General features: G+C 63.0%; 16 protein-coding genes, 1 other RNA gene and 1 pseudogene. 13 read left to right on the top strand and 5 right to left on the bottom strand.

The features are described from left to right. Positions 1–35 precede the first annotated feature (35 nt). Both Q362_RS0114475 and Q362_RS20915 read left to right on the top strand, forming a co-directional pair. On the top strand, positions 36–758 hold the full coding sequence (locus Q362_RS0114475; RefSeq protein ID WP_281172896.1) for a response regulator transcription factor: 723 nt from the start codon (positions 36–38) through the stop codon (positions 756–758). Positions 759–842: 84 nt separating this feature from the next. After that, entirely contained in the window at positions 843–2,684 is a 1,842-nt protein-coding gene (locus Q362_RS20915; protein ID WP_035216917.1) for a sensor histidine kinase, read from the top strand. Here the strand turns inward: Q362_RS20915 and cbiB are convergent. The 4 genes from cbiB to Q362_RS0114500 are packed head-to-tail and all read right to left on the bottom strand — an operon-like array spanning position 2,676 to position 6,855. Continuing rightward, a complete protein-coding gene (cbiB, locus tag Q362_RS0114485) occupies positions 2,676–3,629 on the bottom strand; it encodes an adenosylcobinamide-phosphate synthase CbiB (protein ID WP_028319266.1) in 954 nt (317 codons plus the stop codon). The genes Q362_RS20915 and cbiB overlap by 9 nt on opposite strands. Before the next feature lie 7 nt (positions 3,630–3,636). After that, on the bottom strand, positions 3,637–4,719 hold the full coding sequence (locus Q362_RS0114490) for a pyridoxal phosphate-dependent aminotransferase (protein ID WP_028319267.1): 1,083 nt from the start codon (positions 4,717–4,719) through the stop codon (positions 3,637–3,639). Positions 4,720–4,774: 55 nt separating this feature from the next. Further along, positions 4,775–6,286: a cobyric acid synthase gene (locus Q362_RS0114495; protein WP_028319268.1), complete on the bottom strand. Its 1,512-nt coding sequence runs from the start codon at positions 6,284–6,286 to the stop codon at positions 4,775–4,777. A 53-nt stretch (positions 6,287–6,339) separates the two neighbouring features. After that, positions 6,340–6,855: a cob(I)yrinic acid a,c-diamide adenosyltransferase gene (locus tag Q362_RS0114500; protein WP_028319269.1), complete on the bottom strand. Its 516-nt coding sequence runs from the start codon at positions 6,853–6,855 to the stop codon at positions 6,340–6,342. 334 nt (positions 6,856–7,189) lie between these two features. Here Q362_RS0114500 and Q362_RS0114505 point away from each other — a divergent pair, with 334 nt between their 5' ends. Then, positions 7,190–7,843: a hypothetical protein gene (locus Q362_RS0114505; protein ID WP_028319270.1), complete on the top strand. Its 654-nt coding sequence runs from the start codon at positions 7,190–7,192 to the stop codon at positions 7,841–7,843. Positions 7,844–8,540: 697 nt separating this feature from the next. Next, positions 8,541–9,860: a chromosomal replication initiator protein DnaA gene (gene dnaA / locus Q362_RS0114510; RefSeq protein ID WP_028319271.1), complete on the top strand. Its 1,320-nt coding sequence runs from the start codon at positions 8,541–8,543 to the stop codon at positions 9,858–9,860. Positions 9,861–9,926: 66 nt separating this feature from the next. Here the strand turns inward: dnaA and hemG are convergent, their stop codons facing one another. Further along, positions 9,927–11,327 (bottom strand): protoporphyrinogen oxidase, encoded by a 1,401-nt coding sequence (gene hemG / locus Q362_RS0114515; RefSeq protein WP_028319272.1) that lies wholly within the window; start codon positions 11,325–11,327, stop codon positions 9,927–9,929. A gap of 180 nt (positions 11,328–11,507) precedes the next feature. Here hemG and htpG point away from each other — a divergent pair, with 180 nt between their 5' ends. From htpG to Q362_RS24315, 9 genes and pseudogenes are all read left to right on the top strand, one after another. Then, the gene (htpG, locus tag Q362_RS0114520; protein ID WP_028319273.1) at positions 11,508–13,385 is read left to right on the top strand and encodes a molecular chaperone HtpG; all 1,878 of its coding nucleotides are present in this window, start codon (positions 11,508–11,510) and stop codon (positions 13,383–13,385) included. Between the two features lie 173 nt (positions 13,386–13,558). Then, complete coding sequence (locus Q362_RS0114525; protein WP_028319274.1) at positions 13,559–13,939, top strand: hypothetical protein; 381 nt, start codon at positions 13,559–13,561, stop codon at positions 13,937–13,939. Further along, positions 13,936–14,589, top strand: coding sequence for a protein-L-isoaspartate(D-aspartate) O-methyltransferase (locus Q362_RS0114530; RefSeq protein WP_281172897.1), 654 nt, complete (start codon positions 13,936–13,938; stop codon positions 14,587–14,589). Before Q362_RS0114525 ends, Q362_RS0114530 begins: the two co-directional genes overlap by 4 nt. A gap of 149 nt (positions 14,590–14,738) precedes the next feature. Then, complete coding sequence (locus Q362_RS0114535) at positions 14,739–16,568, top strand: GspE/PulE family protein (protein ID WP_028319276.1); 1,830 nt, start codon at positions 14,739–14,741, stop codon at positions 16,566–16,568. A gap of 73 nt (positions 16,569–16,641) precedes the next feature. Then, positions 16,642–17,097, top strand: coding sequence for an SsrA-binding protein SmpB (gene smpB / locus Q362_RS0114540; RefSeq protein WP_028319277.1), 456 nt, complete (start codon positions 16,642–16,644; stop codon positions 17,095–17,097). A gap of 48 nt (positions 17,098–17,145) precedes the next feature. Next, positions 17,146–17,503, top strand: a transfer-messenger RNA (tmRNA) gene (ssrA, locus tag Q362_RS22965). Positions 17,504–17,592: 89 nt separating this feature from the next. After that, complete coding sequence (locus tag Q362_RS0114545) at positions 17,593–19,050, top strand: site-specific integrase (protein ID WP_028319278.1); 1,458 nt, start codon at positions 17,593–17,595, stop codon at positions 19,048–19,050. Between the two features lie 21 nt (positions 19,051–19,071). Continuing rightward, positions 19,072–19,329, top strand: coding sequence for a hypothetical protein (locus Q362_RS23735; RefSeq protein WP_157470173.1), 258 nt, complete (start codon positions 19,072–19,074; stop codon positions 19,327–19,329). A 159-nt stretch (positions 19,330–19,488) separates the two neighbouring features. Next, a pseudogene (locus Q362_RS24315) lies at positions 19,489–19,757 on the top strand (ISL3 family transposase); the annotation flags it as partial.

Raw genomic sequence — 19,757 nt, forward strand, 5'->3', positions numbered from 1 at the left:
CCAGGGAGGGGGTGCATCACAGTACCCGAAACAGCATGCAGGCATCACAGCGGGAGAAAAAAGTGAGGAAACCGAGCATCCTGGTTGTCGAGGACGACACCGACATCCAACAGCTTGTCAGCTACAATCTCATCAAATCCGGGTTCAACGTCACCTGCGCCGACAGCGGCGAGGAAGCCCTGCACCTGCTCGCCAAGGAACCGGTCGACGCCATGGTGCTCGACCTGATGCTGCCGGGCAAGGACGGCGGCGAGGTCTGCCGGGCGGTGCGCAGCCAGGAGGCCACCCGCGCCCTGCCGATCATCATGCTGACCGCCAAGAGCGAGGAAGACGACATCGTGGCCGGTCTGGAGTGCGGCGCCGACGACTACGTCACCAAGCCCTTCAGCCCTAGAGTGCTGATCGCCCGGATCGAGGCGGCCCTGCGGCGGACGCCGGAACCCGGCGGCGAGCCGGTGAGCGAAGCCGTCGTCATCAGCCGCCACGGCATGGAAATCCATCCCGGCCGGCACGAGGTGCGGGTGGACGGCCGCGAAATCCACCTCACCGCCTCCGAGTTCACCATCCTGGAACTGCTCGCCGGCCGGCCCGGCTGGGTCTTCTCCCGGCAGCAGATCATCGACCAGATCCGGGGCTACGACTACAGCATCACCCCCCGGGCCGTGGACGTGCAGATCTTCGGCCTACGCAAGAAACTCGGGGCCGCCGGTTCCTGCATCGAAACGGTGCGGGGCATCGGCTACCGGATCCGGGAATAGCCGCCGGTCCGCTCCCCCCGAAGGCCTCCGCGCCCGTCCCGCCGCGGGACGCCGGCGTGACACCGATTCCCGAGAGAGCACCCCATGCGCAACATCCGTCTTTTCTGGCAGATCTTTCCGGTCTGCATCGGCATCACCTTCGCTTCCATGCTGGTGGTCGTGTGGCTGGCCTCCACCACCGGCCGTTCCTTCTATATCGACCGCCTCAAGGAGGAGATCCGGGAACGGGCGCTGTTGATCGAGCCCACCATCACCGCCCTCAGCAGCGGCGAAGACCAGCCCTTCCAGGATTTCGTCCGCCAGACCGGCCGGCGGGCGGCGACCCGGATCACGGTGATCGACGGCAGCGGCCTGGTGCTGGCCGATTCCAACGAGGACCACACCCTCATGGACAACCACGGCAAGCGGCCCGAGGTGGCACCGGCCCTGGCCGGGGAGATCGGCTATTCCCTGCGTCACAGCCGGACGCTCGGCGAAACCATGCTCTACGCCGCCATTCCGGTCAAACTCGGTGACGACCGGCACCAGGGCGCCTTGCGCCTCGCCATCGCGGTGACGCCGGTGGAGGACATGCTGGCCCTGCTGCACAAGAAGATGGCCGGCATCGGCCTGCTCGTGGCCGTGCTGGCCGGTCTCTTGTCCCTCTACTCCGCCCGCAGGATCAGCCGGCCCCTGGAGGAGATGAAGCGGGGCGCCGAGCAGCTGACCAAGGGCCGCATCGACCAGTTGGTCAGGATCGACAGCGAGCACATGTCGGCGGAGATGGCCGGCCTGGCCGCCTCGATCAACCAGATGGCCGAGCAGATCAACCGCCGCATCCGCATCATCATCCAGCAGCGCAACGAGTTGGAGGCGGTCTTCTCCAGCATGGCCGATTCGGTGGTGGCCATCGATGCCGACAAAAAAATCATCCGCATGAACCAGGCCGCGGCGGCGCTGTTCACCCTGCCGTCGGAAGTGGTCAAGGGCAAGGCGGTGGAAGGCGTGGTCCGCAATGCTTATCTGCTGGAGATGATTGATTTCACCTTAAGCCACAATCTGCCGCAGGACCAGAAGGTCACCCTGTTCAACGGCACCGATCCGATCATCCTCCAGGTCCATGCCGTGCCCCTGCGCGACGAGGACAGCCGCAACATGGGCGTCCTCCTGGTGATGAACGACCTGACCAAACTCAACCGGCTGGAGACCATTCGCCAGGATTTTGTCGCCAATGTCTCCCACGAACTGAAGACGCCGATCACCGCGATCAAGGGCTATGTCGAAACCCTGCTCGACGGCGCGCTCGACGATACCGACAACGCCCGCCGCTTCCTCGGCATCGTCATCCGCCAGGCCGACCGCCTGGATGCCATCGTCGACGACCTGCTCACGCTCTCCCGGATCGAGGACCGGGAACGCAAGGAGGAGATCGACCTCAGGCCGGGCGAGGTGGGGCCGGTGCTGGAGAGCGCGCTCCAGACCTGCGCCGTGCTGGCCGACGAAAAGGACGTTATCCTGGAGGTGGAATGCGACGAGGAGGTGGTGGCGCCCATGAATCAGCCGCTGCTGGAACAGGCGGTGATCAATCTGCTCAAAAACGCCATCGCCTACAGCCCCCACGGCTCGGTGGTCACCCTGCGCTGCCAGGAAAGCGCCACCATGGAAGGGGAGCGGAAGGTGCATCTCAGCGTGATCGACAACGGTCCCGGCATCGCCAGGGAACACCTGCCCCGGCTGTTCGAACGGTTCTACCGCTGCGACAAGGCGCGCAGCCGCGACCAGGGCGGCACCGGCCTGGGTCTGGCCATTGTCAAGCACATCGCCCATGTCCACCAGGGCACGGTGGAGGTGGAGAGCACGCCGGGCAAGGGCTCGACCTTCACCATCACCCTGCCCGCCGCCCCCCGCGACCAGCAGGCCGCCGGCGACGGGGACGAGTCAGTATGAGGCCAGCCAGGCCAGGAGGCAGCCGAGCAGGGCGGTGCGGGTCATGAGACGGCAGGCGAGCGGGATGTGGGCCATGCCGACCGTGCCCAGACCGACGCCGATGTGGGGTTTGTCCACCAGGACGCCGTGATAGTAATTCGGGCCGTTGAGACAGACGCCCAGGGCCCCGGCAAAGGCGGCCTCGGGATAGCCGGCGTTGGGGCTGGCGTGATGCGCACCCTCGCGCCAGGCCGTGGTCAGGGCGCGGCGGGCGGCGAGACCGGGCGTCAGCCAGGCGGCCAGCCCGATCAGCAGCGGGGACAGCCGCGCCGGCACGAAATTGACGCCGTCGTCGATCCGGGCCGCGGCCCGGCCGAAGAGCAGGTAGCGCGGATTCTTGTAGCCCACCATCGAATCCAGGGTGTTGACCATCTTGTAGGCCACGGCGAGCGGCGCCCCGCCGATGGCCGCGAAAAAAAGCGGCGCCAGCACGCCGTCGACCACGTTCTCGGCCACGGTCTCCACCGTGGCCCGGGCGATATCGTCGGCCTGATACCGCTCCACGTCCCGGCCGACGATCATCGCCACCTGGGAGCGGGCCAGATCGACCTCGCCGGCACTCAGCGACCGGTGGATCTCCATGGCCGCCTGGCCAAGGGAGCGGGCGGACAGGCAGTAGAAGAGCAGCACGGTCTCGACCGCGAAGCCGACCGCGCCATGCAGCCGCCAGCCCAGCCCGGTGACCAGGGCGGCCACTCCCCACCACCCGACAATCAGACTAAGCGCGAACAAGAGGCCGGCCAGCCGTTCGTTGGCGAGCCACCGGCGGAACAGCGGTTCCGCCCTGCCGATGGTCCAGCCCATCCAGCGCACCGGGTGGGGCAGCCGGCGCGGGTCGCCGAGGGCGGCATCGAGGGCGAAGGCCGCCGGAATGGTCAGCCAGGACAAGAGATCGGCAGAGGTCATGACGCGCTCAGTCCTCAGCTCCGACCGCGGTTCGCAAAGGGCGGACGACCGCCTCGTTGGTGGCCGCATCCTTGAGGGCGATGCGGACATACCCCTGGCCGAGACCGTGGAAGTTGGCGCAGTTGCGAATGAGAAACCGCTTGGCGGCCAGGGCGCTGCACACGATGTCGGCGGTGCGATCCGCAGGCAGGCCGATGAGCACATAGGAGGTGGCGCTCGGATAGAGGATCAACCTATCGGTCCGCAGCCGCTGCCGGAAGAGCCGCCCCTCCTCGGCCAGGTAGGCGCGGGTGCGGGCGATGAAGGTTGCCGCCGCCTCTTGGTTGGCGCCGAGGAAACGGACCGCCTCCAGGGCCAGACTGTTGACGCACCAGGGCGGCATCAGGCGGCGGAACCGGTCGAGCACCTGTTCGTTGGCCACCAGAAACCCGGCGCGCAGCCCCGGCATGCCGAAAATCTTGGACACCGACCAGAGCACGACCACGTTGTCCAGGCCGCAGCCGCTCATGCTCTGGCTGTGGTCCGCCGGGGCAAAGGGCAGGTAGGATTCATCCACGATAAAACGGATGCGGGGATGGCGGGCGCAGAGGTCGAGCAGGACCTGGTGGTCGACGAGATGGCCGGTGGGATTGTTGGGATTGCAGAGAAAGACCGTGTCGTAGCCGGGCAGGACCGTGGCCAGTTGTTCGCTGTCCAGGGCGAAGGCCTGCTCCGCCCTGGTCAGGAAAAAATCGGGTTCGATGCCGCAGACCCGGCAGCCGTCGGCATAGTCGGCATAGGTGGGGCCGACGACCAGCGCCTTCCGGGTTGCCAGGGCCGCGCAGGCGGCGTAGATGAACTGGGTGGTGCCGCCCCCGGCCAGCACCCGTTCCGCGGCCACGCCGAGCAGGGCGGCCACGGCCCGGGCCGCCGAGCGGCCATCGGCCTCGGGCAGCACCCGGATCAGGTCCAGCCGCGCCCCGAGATGCTCGATCAATCCGGGCAGGGCGCCGAGCGGATTGATGTTGCTGCTCATGTCGACGATTTCTTCCGGCCGGCAGCCCAACTGCTCGGCCAGGCCAAAGATGTTGCCCCCGTGTCCCTCGATCATGACCGCTCCGGAAAAAGAATCGTCCTCGGCCGGCGGCATGCCGCAACGCCGGCCCTCATCGCAGCCGCTCCCGCAGGGAGGCCGGCAACAGCGCCGTCAGCGCCTCGATGTCGATATGGGCCAGGGCATGCGCCGCCAGTTGTTCGTAGGCCTGATCGCGGGCCGTCGGGCCGTGCAGCCGGTCGACCTCGATTGCGCCCAAACCGGTGCTGGCCAGCCAGCGGCGGGTGATGGCCGGGCTGTCGAACAGGCCGTGCATGTAGGTGCCCATCACCCGGCCGTCTTCGCCGAGGCAGCCGTCATGGTCGGCGCAGGCCTCCCCGTTCCGGGCGTGCACCGCCACCAGACTTTGTTCCCTGGGCGGGTCGGTCCGCCCCATGTGGATCTCGTAGCCCCTGCCGGCGATGCCCTCCCAGGTGAAATCGGTCAGGGTGGTGGTCTTGGGAGCCTTGAGTACGGTCTCCACCGGCAGGAGGCCCAGCCCGGCGGTGGTGCCGGGTTCGCCCTCGATGCCGTCGGGATCGCGCACCCAGGTGCCGAGCATCTGATAGCCGCCGCAGATGCCGAGCAGATGGCCGCCGGCAGCCGCGTAGCCGAGCAGGCGGTCGCGCCAGCCGGTGGCGGCCAGCCAGTGCAGGTCAGCGCAGGTGGCCTTGGTGCCGGGGAGGATGACCGCCCGGAACGGAGCCAGTTCCTGCGGCTGTTCCACATAGACCAGGCGGCAGCCGTCCAACTGGGTCAGGGGATCGAAGTCGGTGAAATTGGAGATGTGGGGCAGGCGGACCACCGCGATGGCCGGTTCGCTGTCCGCCGCCGGATGGAAGGGGCGGGGGCTCTCGATCACCACCGCGTCCTCGGCCTCGATGCGGAAATGTTTGTACCAGGGGAGCACGCCGAACACCTTTTTGCCGGTGCGCTGCTCGATCCAGTCGATTCCGGGCTGAAAGAGGCTGAGATCGCCCCGGAAGCGGTTGACGACGAAGCCGCGGATCTGCGCCTGCTGCTCGGCCGGGATGCAGGCGAGCGTGCCGACGATCTGCGCGAAGACGCCGCCCCGGTCGATGTCGGCCACCAGTACCACCGGCGCCTCGGCATAGGCGGCCATCCTGAGGTTGACGATGTCGCAGGCCATGAGGTTGACCTCGGCGCAGGACCCGGCCCCTTCGAGGATGATCAGGTCGTGGGCGCTACGCAGCCGGTCGAGGGCGGCCTTGCTCTCGGCGAACAGCACCTCCTTCTTGCCGTAAAACGTCTGCGAGGAGGCGTCCATCCAGGCGACGCCGTTCAGCACCACCTGGGAGCCGACGTCGCTCACCGGCTTGAGCAGCACCGGGTTCATGTCGCAGTGAGGCGCGACCCGCGCCGCCTCGGCCTGGACGATCTGGGCCCGGCCCATTTCCGCCCCTTCGGGCGTCACCCCGGAATTGTTGGACATGTTCTGGGCCTTGAACGGCGCCACCCGCAGCCCCCGGTTGGCGAATATCCGGCACAGGGCGGTGACGACGACCGATTTGCCCACATCCGACCCGGTCCCGAGCACAGCCAGACAGGCGGCTTTCTGCGTCATGGTTCTCTCCCGGCGGTGGCGCGCTGACAGGCCGGAACTGGCCGCTGCGCAGCTTACCCTTCGATGCCCCTGCGGGCGGGCACGCCCCGCTCATAATAATGTTTGACCGAGCGCATCTCGGTGACCAAGTCGGCGCGGTCGAGAACCGGGGCCGGCGCGCCCCGGCCGGTCAGCACCAGCTCCACCGCCGGCGGCCGCCGCGCCATCAGCCCGAGCAGGTCCTGCTCGTCCAGCAGACCCAAGGCGCAGGCCACGTTGATCTCGTCGGCGATGACCAGGTCGAAGGTGCCTGCGGTCAGGGCCGCGTCGATAGCGGCCAGGCCGCGGCGGGCGGCGTCGATGTCCGCCGCCGTGGGAGCGTGGATGAGCATGCAGCCCAGGCCGTACTGCTCGATGGTGATGGCCTCGGCCAGACGGCGCAGGATGCGCAGCTCGCTGTAGTCGGCATTCTTGATGAACTGGCCGATGTAGACGCGCAGCCCCGCCCCGGCGGCCCGTAGGGCCAGTCCCAGGGCCGCGGTGGTCTTGCCCTTGCCGTCACCGGTATACACCTGGACATATCCCTGCATACGCACTCGCTCCCGTCCGGCGGCACTCCTTCGCAAAGACAAACGAGGCTGGCCCGATCCTCATCCCCTTTCGCGCCGCACCAGCCTCTATTAGAGAATAGCAGGGGAACAGTCAACAGCTTTTCGCCTGCGCCGGCCGCAGCAGGCTGTCGTGTCGGCAGGTGCCGGCTGCCCGCGACAGGGGAAAAAGAAGATAACTGCATTTCCGGAAAATTGCTTTTTCAACATGATCCACATCATGATTTACACAAGATCATGTTGAAAAAATTGCGGAAAGGTGTTTAGTCCCCGTCGAGATTATCCTGCTAACTCAATATGCTTCTGAGGAAAAAATATGAGCGAACCCAACAAGACACACTTCTTCCAGGGGCGTCCCGTCCTTGCCGGCCTGCTTGCCGGCCTGCTGCTCGCCCTGCCGGCCCAGACCGTCAGGGCGGACGACGAAATCCGGGTCGGCGCCGTTGTCCAGATTCCCTTCAATCTCAGCGGCTCGCACTCCTTTTTCGATCCCGGGGCCATCCGGCTCGGCGTGAGCTGCCAGTATGCGGATGTGGAGGAGGAGACCGTCACCACCACCCGCCGCGTGACCAACACCTATGTCGACGGAGCGCTGCAGGAGAGCGTCGCCTTGCCCGCTGTGACCAAGGTCGACGAAGGCAATCGGGTCTATGGCGTCGAAGGCAATGTGTTCGTGACCGTGCTGGGCGACTGGAACATCTCCGCGGAGGTGCTCGGTCTCTACGGCAACAACGATATCCAGGGCGCTTTCGGCGCCGGATACGGCTTTGCGGAAGGGCTCTTTCTCGATGCCAAGGCCATGTTCCCCTACTCGGAAGTCGGGCTCCGCTTCCTCAGCGGCATGGAACTGTACGGCGGCATCAAGACCCTGGGCGACTTCAATCCGGCCCGGGAACATAGCCGCTTCACCGAAATAACGAACACATACAACCACAGCTCGACAACGGAAACCGTGATCCTCAGAGAGTGACGGCGTCCGTACAGCCATAGGCAGCCCGCAGGCCCGGTTCCCTTTCCCCCCTCTGCACACCCTGTCATTGCGCCCGACCAACGGGCAGGCAACGCATTCCGGCACGCCTGCCCCTTCCTTTGCCCCGCCATCGCCGCTCAGCCCATGGCAACACGAGTGGCGCCCCTTTTCCTCGCCGGATGTGGCAGATGGCGCGACTTGCATGCCACCCGGTCCCCGTTTCTTTTCTTTCCCGTTGTTTTGATTCAACAAAAAGGTACCGCTGTCGCCATATTTTTTTTCTTCTCTGCGGGGCCGACGAAACCATGGAACGAGGGGAGCTTATACGATGCCCCAGTTCGGTAAGATAAAAACGGAGCATTATCGAGCTTTATCGAGAAAAATGGAGATATGGCCGGATCGCTCGATGTGGATACTGTGTTGACAACTTTTTAACCCATACGATATCCTGTCGATTTTAATATATATATTGAACAAATCGATAAAACAGACGTTGTTATTGAGGGTTATACGCTCATCCCCCGTGCAAGACCTTATGGCTCCAAGGACTTGTATTCTGTGCCCAATCGTCCTGTTTGCATCATGAAATCGCCGCAAACCGTTTTTGACCCATGGCCGGATTTTCGGTAGATCATCCCCATTCAATCGGTCGCCCGGCTCTCGGGAACGCTCTTGTGTCAATCAAGGAAACGTCTTTATGATGTGGAATGCGATCAAGAAATCCCTGCACAGCTCTCTACCGGAAAGTGAATACGGCCTGTGGATCAAACCGCTCGAATGCCGGCTCCAGGAGGGGCAGGTAATGGAACTTGCCGGGCCCGACCGTTTCTTCTGTGCCTGGGTGGAAGATCGTTATCTCGAACTCATCCGCAGCGCGGCGCGCGAAGTGGGGGGGATCGCCGAGGTTCGCCTGGCGGTCGCCGAGAATCGCCCCCCCTCCTTTGCCAAGGGCAAGGGCGGCCAACTGCTTCTGCCGGGCGCCACGCCCCCGCCCCGCCTGCGTTCGCTCCACCCCGCCTTCACCTTCGAGCAGTTCATGGTGGGCGAATCGAACCTGCTGGCCCGGTCCGCCTGCAAGGCCCTGGCCACCGGCGACCCCACCTTCGGCAACTGTCTGTTCATGAACAGCAGCACCGGCCTGGGCAAAAGCCACCTGACCCAGGCCGTGGTCCATCAGGTTCTGCGGAGCGCGCCCTCCACCCGGCTCCACTACCTGACCGCCCAGCAATTCTCCGCCGAGATGGTGAAAAACATCCGCACCCATTCCATGGAGCAGTTTTCGAAAAAATTCATCACCAACTGCGACATGCTCCTGGTGGAAGACGTCCACACCCTCACCGGCAAGACCAAGACCCAGGAGGAACTCAACACCATCCTCGACTACCTGATCAAATCGGGCTGCCGGGTGATCCTGACCTCGGCCCTGGCGCCCGGCAAGCTGGCGGGCCTCGACGACGATTTCCGCAGCCGCATGACCTCGGGCCTGGTTACCGGGATCGAATCGCCGGATTACGAGACCAGGGCCCGGATCATCCGCCACAAGATGCAGACCCACGGCCTGGGCACGGACGAGGACCTGGTGGGATTCATGGCCGAGAATCTGCACGGCGACATCCGGCGGATGGAGAGCGCCATCATCGGCATCAAGGCCAAGTCCTGCCTGCGGGGCACCCCGCCGGACCTGAACATGGTGCGGGAGGTGGTCTTCGGCCTGACCGGCGGGGCCGCGGCCGAGATCACCGGCGAGAGCATCCGCGACCTCATCGGCAGCCAGTTCCGGCTGAGCGCCGAGGAGTTGCGGTCGCGGTCGCGCAAGCGCTCCATCGCCTTTCCCCGGCAGGTGGCCATGTACCTCACCCGCAAATTCACCGACCGGTCCCTGGCCGATATCGGCAGCATCTACAACCGCGACCACTCCACGGTCCTGCACGCTATCAAGACCATCACCCGGGACATGGCGCAGCAGGACGCGGTCCGCCGCCAGGTGGAGATGCTCTGCGCCAAGCTCAAGAAATAGCCGGCCGGCGGCGGGTGCCCGGGGACGCAAACCCCGCCGCCTCGCCCCACCCCGATCGTTCCCTTTTCAGAAATATACGCCCTTGACCTCGGTCCCGGCCTCTGCCCTGTCCTCGGTACCGATCGTGCCGGCAATCCGCCGGGCCTCCTTGATCATGTCGTTGATGCCGATGCCCTTCCAGCCGAAGCCGCAGAGATGGAGGTCGGGATGGGCGGCCTCGATCTCGCTGCGCCAGCGGAGCAGCCCGGTGTAACCGGCCTCCAGCTGCGGGATGCCCGCCCTGGGCCGGAGAACGGCGCTGTAGACGGGCGGCGGCAGCGTCATCAATTGGCCGAGATCGGCGCAGACCGCCCCGACCAGTTGGTCGTCCACGAGTTCGAGCCGTTCCGGATGCCGGCGGCCGCCGACCAGGACTTCGAGCAGTTGACAGCCGGCCGGGGCCCGGCCGGGAAACATGTGCGAGGAAAACAGCGCGCCGAGGGCGAAACGCCCCTCCCGCTCCGGGGCCAGATAGCCAAAGCCGAAGGGGATCTGCGCCCGCTCATCGAAGCCGAGCAGCACCGAAAGGATGCGGGCCTCGGGCAAGGCGGCCAGGGGCGGCGGCATGGCCGGCAGGGCTGCGCGCAGCAGTTCCAGGCAGCGGTTCACCGGCAGGGCCAGGACCAGATGGCGGCAGGTCAGTTCGTCACGGTCGGTGTACACCTGCCAGCCGGCCTGCTGCCGGGAGAGGGACCGGACCGGCGTGTCGCAGGTCAATAGCCCCGCAGCCGTCAGCTCCGCGGCCAGCCGGCCGGGCAGCGTGGTCATGCCGTCCGGGAAGCTGGTCATGGCCGGCAGCCCTTTTTTGCCCTTGCCTTCTTTTTTCGCCGTCCGCATCCTGGCGATCATCCCCCGAATCACCGAACCGTGCGCGCGCTCCAGCCCCCGCACTCCCGGCATCACCGCGTCGATGGCCAGCCGCTCGATATCGCCGGCATAGGTGCCGGTGAAGACCGCATCGGCAAAGGGCAGCAGCGCCGGACCGAAACGATGGGCCACCCACCGGGCCACCGAGGGCTCGCCCGGCAGCGGCTTTCGCCACAGATCGGCCAGCACGCGCAGTTTGGCGGACCAGGGCACCAGCGGCTGGCGCAGAATCGCCAACGGCTTCTGGGGAATGCACTGGAGCCGGCCGTTCATGCAGACAAAGCGGACGAATCTGGCCAGGGGCGCGGTGGCGACCTCGTCCTCCAGGCCGGCCAGGCGGATCAGCTCGCGGCTCTCGACACAGTTGTCGAGGAAGCCGTGCGGCCCCCATTCGGCCAGGTAGCCGGCTTGGTGAAAGGTGGCGATGGCGCCGCCCGGCTCCGGTGCCTGTTCCAGCACCTGGAGCGACAGCTCCGGCCGCAGGGCGCGGACAAAGGCGGCGACGCTCAGGCCGGAGATGCCGGCGCCGACGATGCCGAGATCGTAGTGCGATGATTTCATAGAATATTTGAGCAGCGATGGCCGCTTGCGGCCGGTTGGCGGTTGTCTTGACAGTCGGTCATTCGTGCTTACCATGTTGGCCGGAGAAAGGAAAGGCCCTTTATCTCATTGGTATCTCCGGAAATTTAATCGTTCCGGCCAGAAAAATATCCCCTTGTCCACACACGGAGAGGAAGTCCCATGACAGCAGCACAGGTTGAAACCAAGCAGTTTCAGGCGGAGACCAGAAAGGTCCTCGATATCGTCATCAACTCGCTCTACACCGAACGCGACATCTTTGTCCGCGAGCTGGTTTCCAACGCCGCCGACGCCCTCGAAAAATTCCGTCACCAGAGCCTGGTCGACACGATTGAGTTCGATAGCCATGTGCCCCTGGAAATCACCATCGACGGCGACGACAAGAAGCACACCCTGACCATCACCGACACCGGCATCGGCATGACCCAGGAGGAACTGGAAACCAATTTGGGGACCATCGCCCATTCGGGTTCGCAGCACTTTTTCGAGCAGCTGGCCGAGGCCGCGAAAAAAGACGTCAACCTGATCGGCCAGTTCGGGGTCGGCTTCTATTCCGTGTTCATGGCTGCGAAGACGGTGCGGGTGCAGACCCGCTCCTGGGATGGCTCCGAGGGCTGGGAATGGACCTCGGACGGCGGCGGCTCCTACACCATCGGCCCCTGCCCCGGCCTGCACCGCGGCACCAAGATCATCATCGAACTGAAGGACGACGCCCACACCTACGCCTCCAAGTTCACCCTCGAGCGGATCATCCAGCAGTATTCGACCTTCGTTCCCTTCCCGGTCAAGGTCGAGGGCAAGAAGGTCAACACCGTCCAGGCCATCTGGAGCCGGTCCAAGGCGGAGATCACCGACGAGGAATACACCGAGTTCTACAAATTCATCGGCAATGCCGGCGACGACCCGCTCTACCGGCTCCATTTTTCCGCCGACGCGCCCCTGGCGATCAATGCCCTGGTCTACGTGCCCAGGGAGAATTTCGAGGTGCTGGGCATGGGCCGCATGCAATCCGGCGTCAACCTCTATTGCCAGAAGGTGCTCATCGACCAGCACAGCGAGAACATCCTGCCCGAGTGGCTGCGCTTCTTAAAGGGTGTGGTCGATTCCGAGGATCTGCCGCTCAACATCTCCCGCCAGTCGCTCCAGGACAACGCCCTAGTCATCAAGCTGCGCAAGGTGCTGACCAAGCGGATGATCAAGTTCCTGGCCGAGGAGGCGGGCCGCGATGCCGACACCTACCGCGAGTTCTGGAAAACCTTCGGCATCTTCATCAAGGAGGGCGTAACCTCGGATTTCGAGCACCGCGCCGAGCTGGCCAAGTTGCTGCGCTTCGAGTCCTCGGCCAGCGAGCCGGGCGCCATGATCTCCTTAGACGACTATGTCGGCCGGATGAAGGAGGGGCAGGACAAGATTTATTATATCAACGGTCCCAGCCGGGCCGCGGTGGAATACGGCCCCTACGTGGAGTTGTTCAAGAAGCGCGGCATCGAAATCTTCTACACCCTGGAGCCGATCGACGATTTCGTCCTGAACCACCTGGGCGAGTACGACGGCAAGAAGCTGGTGTCCGCCGACCGGGCCGACCTGAGCCTGCCCGAGACCACGACGGGCGCGGACGAGGCCGATGCCACGACAACGGCCGAACCGCTGGCTAGCGCCGTGCTGACCTCGCTCTGCCGTTGGATGAAGGAGGTGCTCGGCGACCGCATCCAAGAGGTCAAGGCCTCCGACCGCCTGGTAGACAGCCCGGCCATGATCGTCAATGTCGACGGCTACATGACCTCCTCGATGGAGCGGATCCTCAAGGCCTCCGGCCAGGCCGAAGCCTTCGGCATGGGCTCGAAGAAGGACATGGAAATCAACGGCGCCAGCCCGCTGATCAAGAAACTGGCCAGCCTGCGGGAGAGCGACGCCGAATTCGCCAAAGACGTGGTCGAGCAGCTGTACGACAACGCCATGATCCAGGCTGGCCTGCTGGTCGATCCCATGACGATGGTCCGGCGCAATTACCGCATCCTCGAGCGGGCCGCCGGCGAATGACCGGGACTGCCCGGCCGGTTCCACCGCTTTCCTCTTGCCGGTCCTGACGCCTAACGCGTCGGTTTTTTGTTGGATTTTTGAGAAAGGTCCGCATCTGACCTTGAAAAAAGGTTGTGTTCACGATATATGAACACAACCTTTCTTCTTTGTCCGGAGTTCCTGGAGGGAAACCGATGCGTCACTCCCTGTTTGTGTTGTTGTGTATACTCGCGCTGCTCGGTGGCTGCCAGACCACGCAGGTGCGCCATCTCGCCTCCGACGCGGCCCTGATCAAACCCGGTCAGACCACGGTCAAGGAGATGCAGAAGTACCTGGGCGAACCCAACGGCCGGCGGGAGGTGTCCCCCGGCGTCAGCGAATATGTCTACTACGAGGACCGGCCGGGCATGTTCGGCGACATGCCGGTGCTCGGCTCCATGACCGGTCCCACCGGCTACGAAATGATCGTGGTCACCGTCGGCAACGATGTGGTCACCAACTGCGAATTCCGCACCTACAGCCAGTCGGATCGCAAATGGATGGAAGATTTCACCTGGGACCAAGAACTTCAGTGACGTCGCCGTCGACCTTTGACATCAACCGGGAGCGGATGATCGAGGAGCAACTGGTGGCCCGCGGCATCACTGATCAGCGGGTGCTGGAGGCCATGCGCACCGTTCCCCGCCACCTGTTTGTCGAAGATGCCATCCAGGCGCATGCCTACGGCGATTTTCCCCTGCCGATCGGCAGCGGCCAGACCATTTCCCAGCCCTATATCGTGGCCCTCATGACCTTGGCGCTGCACCTCACCGGCTCCGAAAAGGTGTTGGAGATCGGCACCGGCTCGGGCTACCATGCGGCCATCCTCTCCCGTCTCTGCCAGAAGGTCTATACGGTGGAACGGCTCGACGCCCTGGTCAGCCGGGCGCGCAAGGTCTTCGACCGGCTCCGCTACTACAACATCGTCTCGCGTATCGACGACGGCACCGTCGGCTGGCCTTCGGAGGCTCCGTTCGACGGCATCATCGTCACCGCCGGCGGCCCCCGCATCCCCGAGCCGCTCATCGCCCAACTGGCCGAACCCGGCCGCCTGGTCATGCCGGTCGGCGGCCAGGACGTGCAGGAGCTGCAGGTGGTGGACAAGCGGGACGGCGGCATCACCGTGACCACCATCGAACAGGTCCGCTTCGTCGACCTGATCGGCGCCCACGGCTGGTCGAATTGATGTGAGGCGGGCGTCCCCGTTTCCTCTTCGGGACCGTCCCGCTCCGAACATCGACATCGTCATCGCGTCGTCCGGTGTCTCTCCCTCCGGCGGGAGCCGCCTTTGGCCGCGCAATCGTGTTCTCCCTTCCATTCTTTCCGTCCGCGACCATGTCCTTTCTCACCAGCGATGCCCTGCTCGATGTGCTTGTCAAAGAGCGGCTGCTCTCCGTTGAGCAGCGGAAAACGATCATCCTGCAAAAAAGCCGGCAACGGCAGAAGCTGCTCAGACAGCAGGGTGGCCGGCGGCACGATGACGAAATCAGGCGGGACAAGGACTTCCCCGACCTGGTGGACGTCATCGTCTCGCTCGAACTGGAGAGCGCCGGCCCGGAGCCCGGCCCGCTGACCGAGGAGCGGATCATGCGGGCCGTCAGCCACGCCTGCGGGATTCCCTTCAAAAAACTCGACCCCCTGGAACTGGACATGGACACGGTCACCAAGACCATTCCCCGGTCCTTTGCCGTCAACCATCTGCTTCTGCCGGTGGGACTGCATAACGGCGTCCTCGAGGTGGTCACCTATCGCCCGGACATCCGCTCGGTGCTCGAGGACATCGAGCGGGTCAACCAGGTCAAGGTGCGGCCGTTTCTGTCCACCCGGACCGACATCAAGAAAATCCTGGCCGAGTTCTTCGGCTTCCAGCGCTCGATCACGGCCGCCGAATCCCAGTTCGGTGCCAGCGGCCCCGCCGCCACCGTCGACATCGGCAACCTCGAACAGTATGTGCGCCTGGCCTCGACCAAGGAACTGAGTTCCACCGATCAGCACATCAAGGCCGCGGTAAACCACCTGTTCAACTACGCCCTGGAGCAGCGGGCCAGCGACATCCACATCGAGCCCAAGCGGGACTGTTGCCTGGTCCGCTTCCGCATCGACGGCGTGCTCCACACCATCTACAAACTGCCCAAGGCGGTGCATGCCGCCATCGTCTCGCGGATCAAGAGCCTGGCGCGGATGGATATCGCCGAAAAACGGCGGCCCCAGGACGGCCGCATCAAGATCGGCCGGCGCGAGGAGGGCAGCGAGGCGGAACTCCGCGTCTCCACCGTGCCGGTGGCCTTCGGCGAAAAGGCGGTGATGCGTATCCTCAATCCCGAGGTCATCTTCCAGGACCTGGACCACCTCGGCTTTTCCCGGCGGGACCGGATCGTCTACAACAGCTTCATGACCGCGGCCCACGGCATCGTCCTGGTCACCGGCCCCACCGGCAGCGGCAAATCGACCACCCTTTACTCCACCCTCAAGCAGATCGCCTCGCCGGAAAAGAACATCGTCACCGTTGAGGATCCGGTGGAGATGGTCCACGAGGACTTCAACCAGATCGCGGTGCAGGCGCAGGTGGACGTCACCTTCTCCACCATCCTGCGCAATATCCTGCGCCAGGACCCGGACGTGATCATGATCGGCGAAATCCGCGACCTGGAGACCGCCACCCATGCCGTCCAGGCGGCCCTGACCGGGCATCTGGTCTTCTCCACCCTGCACACCAACGACGCGGTCTCAACCATCATCCGCCTGGAAGACCTGGGCCTTGAACCCTTCCTCATCGCCTCGACCATGCTGGGCGCCCTGGCCCAGCGGCTGGTGCGGCGCAACTGTCCCCACTGCGTCGAGCCCTATACGATCGACGGCGCCGGCCTGCGCAAGATGGGCTTTCCGGTCGGTGGCCAGGACACGGTGGAGCTGAAGCGGGGCAAGGGCTGCCTCCAGTGCCGCAATACCGGCTACCTCGGCCGGCTGGGCATCTTCGAGGTGTTCCCCATGTCGGAGCAGTTGAAGAAGCTGATCGCCGCCAAGGCCAACGGCTCGGAACTGCGGCAGGTGGCCATTCGCGAGGGCATGACCACTTTGCGCGAGGACGCCTGGCGCAAGGTGCAGGCCGGCCTGACCACGGTGGAAGAGGTCCTGCGGGTGACCGGAGAAACGGACGACCGGTGATTTTTTCCTGGCGTTCCGGCCAACACGCCCTATAGTGTGGCCTCAGACCGGGAATCAAGGAACGACGCAGGACATGGGACAGAAAATCGTCAGCAAAAACAAGAAGGCCTTCCACGATTACCACATCGAGCAGACCTTCGAGGCCGGCATCGTGCTCAGCGGGCCGGAAGTCAAGTCGCTGCGGGCCGGTAAGGCGAATCTCCGCGACGGCTACGCCCAGCTCAAGGAGGGCGAGGTCTTTCTGTACAACGTCCACATCTCGCCGTACTCCTACGCCACCCATATCGAGCAGGACCCGCTCCGGGTCCGCAAACTGCTGCTGCACCGGCGAGAGATCCGCAAGCTCATCGGCAAGCTCCACGAGAAAGGCGTTGCGCTGATACCGCTCAAGATTTACTTTATCGACAATGGCAAGGCCAAAGTGGAACTGGCCCTGGCCCGCGGCAAAAAACTCTACGACAAACGGGCGGCGCTGAAAGAGCGGGAATCGAACCGCGAGATGGAACGCAGCGTGCGCCGCGACGACTGATGCCAGCAAGCCCGCTGGCAACACATCATATCATCATCACACACGAATGGGGGCGAAACGGATTCGACGGGGATATTGAAGCTTAATGTTGCATGCCGAGTTTCTGTCAGCTCGTTAAAATGGCGGAATTAAATATAATCGCAGACGATTATAACTACGCACTGGCAGCTTAACCTGCCATGCCGTTCCACCGGTCCTCGCCTGTAGGGCCGGATTCGGAGCGTCGACTTCGCAGGCTGGTTGGCCGTGTTTGCCTGAGGCACGGCCGGCGAGATTTTCCAGGCTGGCGTCCGACCATCCCTGTTCCGGGTGAGAAGCGGATGCGAGACCCAATCCCGGAACTAAGCATGTAGAGACATAAGGGGAGAATTTTCGGACCCGGGTTCAACTCCCGGCGCCTCCACCATTTTATAAGATAACCGCCCGTTATCTTTCACAAAAAGCTCGGAACAATAGGCCACTGGTACAAAACCCTTGTACAAAGGAGTGGTACAAATGTTCCGAGCTTTTGCGCATTTACAGCGCCATCCTTCCAGCGGCATTTTTTATTTCAGAATTGCAATTCCTGCCCATCTACGCGATACTCTCGGCAGGCGTGAGGTGAAGCGTTCGCTTGGCACCGGCCTACGTTCTGAGGCCACCGTCGTGGCGCATCGTCTATACGCCGAAACCATGGAGCTTTTCACCCGCCTGGAGAAGAAGCGAATGGCACCCGCACCCAAACAACCAAAACCGGTTCCTGCTGCCGATATTCTTGCCGCCCTGGATAGCATGCCAGTTTCCCCGGACGGTTCCCTGCAAAAGATCACCGTCACCATCGCCGGGAACAAGGTTGTCATTGAAGGCGATAACCGCGATGAAGAGGTGAAGGCTGCCGCTGATTTGCTCAGGCTGGCACCGGTGACCGCCATACCGGCGGCGGCACCAAAGGGCAGGCCGAAGAAGGAAACCTCGGTCACCCTGTCGACCATGGTCAAAGCCTATTTCGATGAAGTGAAGGCCACCGGCACCCAAACCGAAAAGACCATCGAAGAAAATCGGGCTATTTTTCAGCTTTTACAAGAGGTTACGAAAAATCCAACAGCGGAAACCATCGGTATCAAAGCGGCCATTGATTTCAAGGCCGTTCTCCTTCGCCTGCCACCGAACCGCGATAAAAAATATCCAGGGAAGTCCGTTTCTGAAATCTTGCGCATGCGTCCTGCTGAGACCATGAGCAACAGCAATGTTAACAAATACCTGCGCCGATGCGGTGCCCTGTTCACCTGGGGCAAGCGACATGGCTATTGCCACGATAACCCTTTCACCGGCCTAGCTATTCGTCGTGACCGTCTGCCACACCAGCAACGCGAACGGTTCACCATCGAAGACCTGCAACGCCTTTTTGACCCGGCACACCTGCGACGGGATGCGCGAAAGAGCTATATGTTTTGGCTACCCTGGTTGGGGCTGTACACCGGAGCCTGGCTGGAAGAGCTTTGCCAGCTCCACCTTGACGACATCCGCCAGGTTGACGGCGTATGGTGTCTTGACATCAACGCCAAGGATGAAAAACGGCTCAGGACCCTTTCCAGTGAACGGCTTGTGCCACTCCACCCGCGCCTTGTAGAGTTGGGCCTATTGGATCATGTAGAGATGTTGCGGAAACGAGGTGAACAGCGGTTATTTCCAGAGCTTGGCCATCGGCGTGACGGTTACGGTCAGACAGCCAGCAAATGGTTTGCCCGATACCGCGAACGCCTGGGCATCACCAAACCATTTCATAGCCTGCGCCACACAGTGATTGATTCCTTAAAGCAGTCAGGGGTTGAATACAAGCTGGTAGCGGCCCTTGCTGGTCATTCTGATGAATCAATGACTTTTGGTCGGTATGCTGATTCGTATCGGCCTGATGTGTTGCTGCCGGTAGTGAAGATGTTGGATTTCCCTATCAATGCGATGTCGAATTACTGAACACTTCAAACAGGAGGAGACATGGGAGGCTATAAAACTAACAGTGGCAATAATTTAAAACGTGAATGGAGTATTCCTGCAGAGCAAGTGCGGTACCATAAAGATGGGACTTTCTATATGCCCATTGAAAAATTCCCTGCCGCTTTCTGTGACCCCAAGGGATACGTCCTTTTTAACTCAAAATATCAATACGAAAATTCTACTTATCTTGAAATTGGGAGCAGGGTCCATGTGAGAAGGGGTATTTGTAATATGCCCGGCTACATTAAAATGAAGTAATTTAGACAGCAATTCGATTTAGCCCGGTCATTATTGTCCGGGCTTTTTCTGGTTCATCCGGCAAACGCGTACCTGGGGTTGGAAGGAGTTGTGGAAAAGTGACATGACACGAGCGATGTTGTTTGGTGGCGAAACCCGACAACACAAAGGAGCTCAGCCATGTCACAAACACTTTTATATCATGCCCTTGGCATCAAGGGCGTCTCCTATCGCAGCACGCACGTTCTTGGCAATGCCCTTGTCTTCTCTGTTGAAACGACCAACCGCCATGTTGTCTGTCAGACCTGCGGACATCGGTATTGTCAGTTTAAAGGGCAGACCGTTCGATGGTTCCGCATGGCGCCGGTCGGCCGCAAGCAGGCTTTGCTGCAAGTGATCCTGCATCGGTTGCAATGCTCACGATGTCGATGTCTCTGGTGGCCCCGTCT

It is taken from the genome of Desulfobulbus elongatus DSM 2908 (assembly GCF_000621145.1).
Classification (GTDB): domain Bacteria; phylum Desulfobacterota; class Desulfobulbia; order Desulfobulbales; family Desulfobulbaceae; genus Desulfobulbus; species Desulfobulbus elongatus.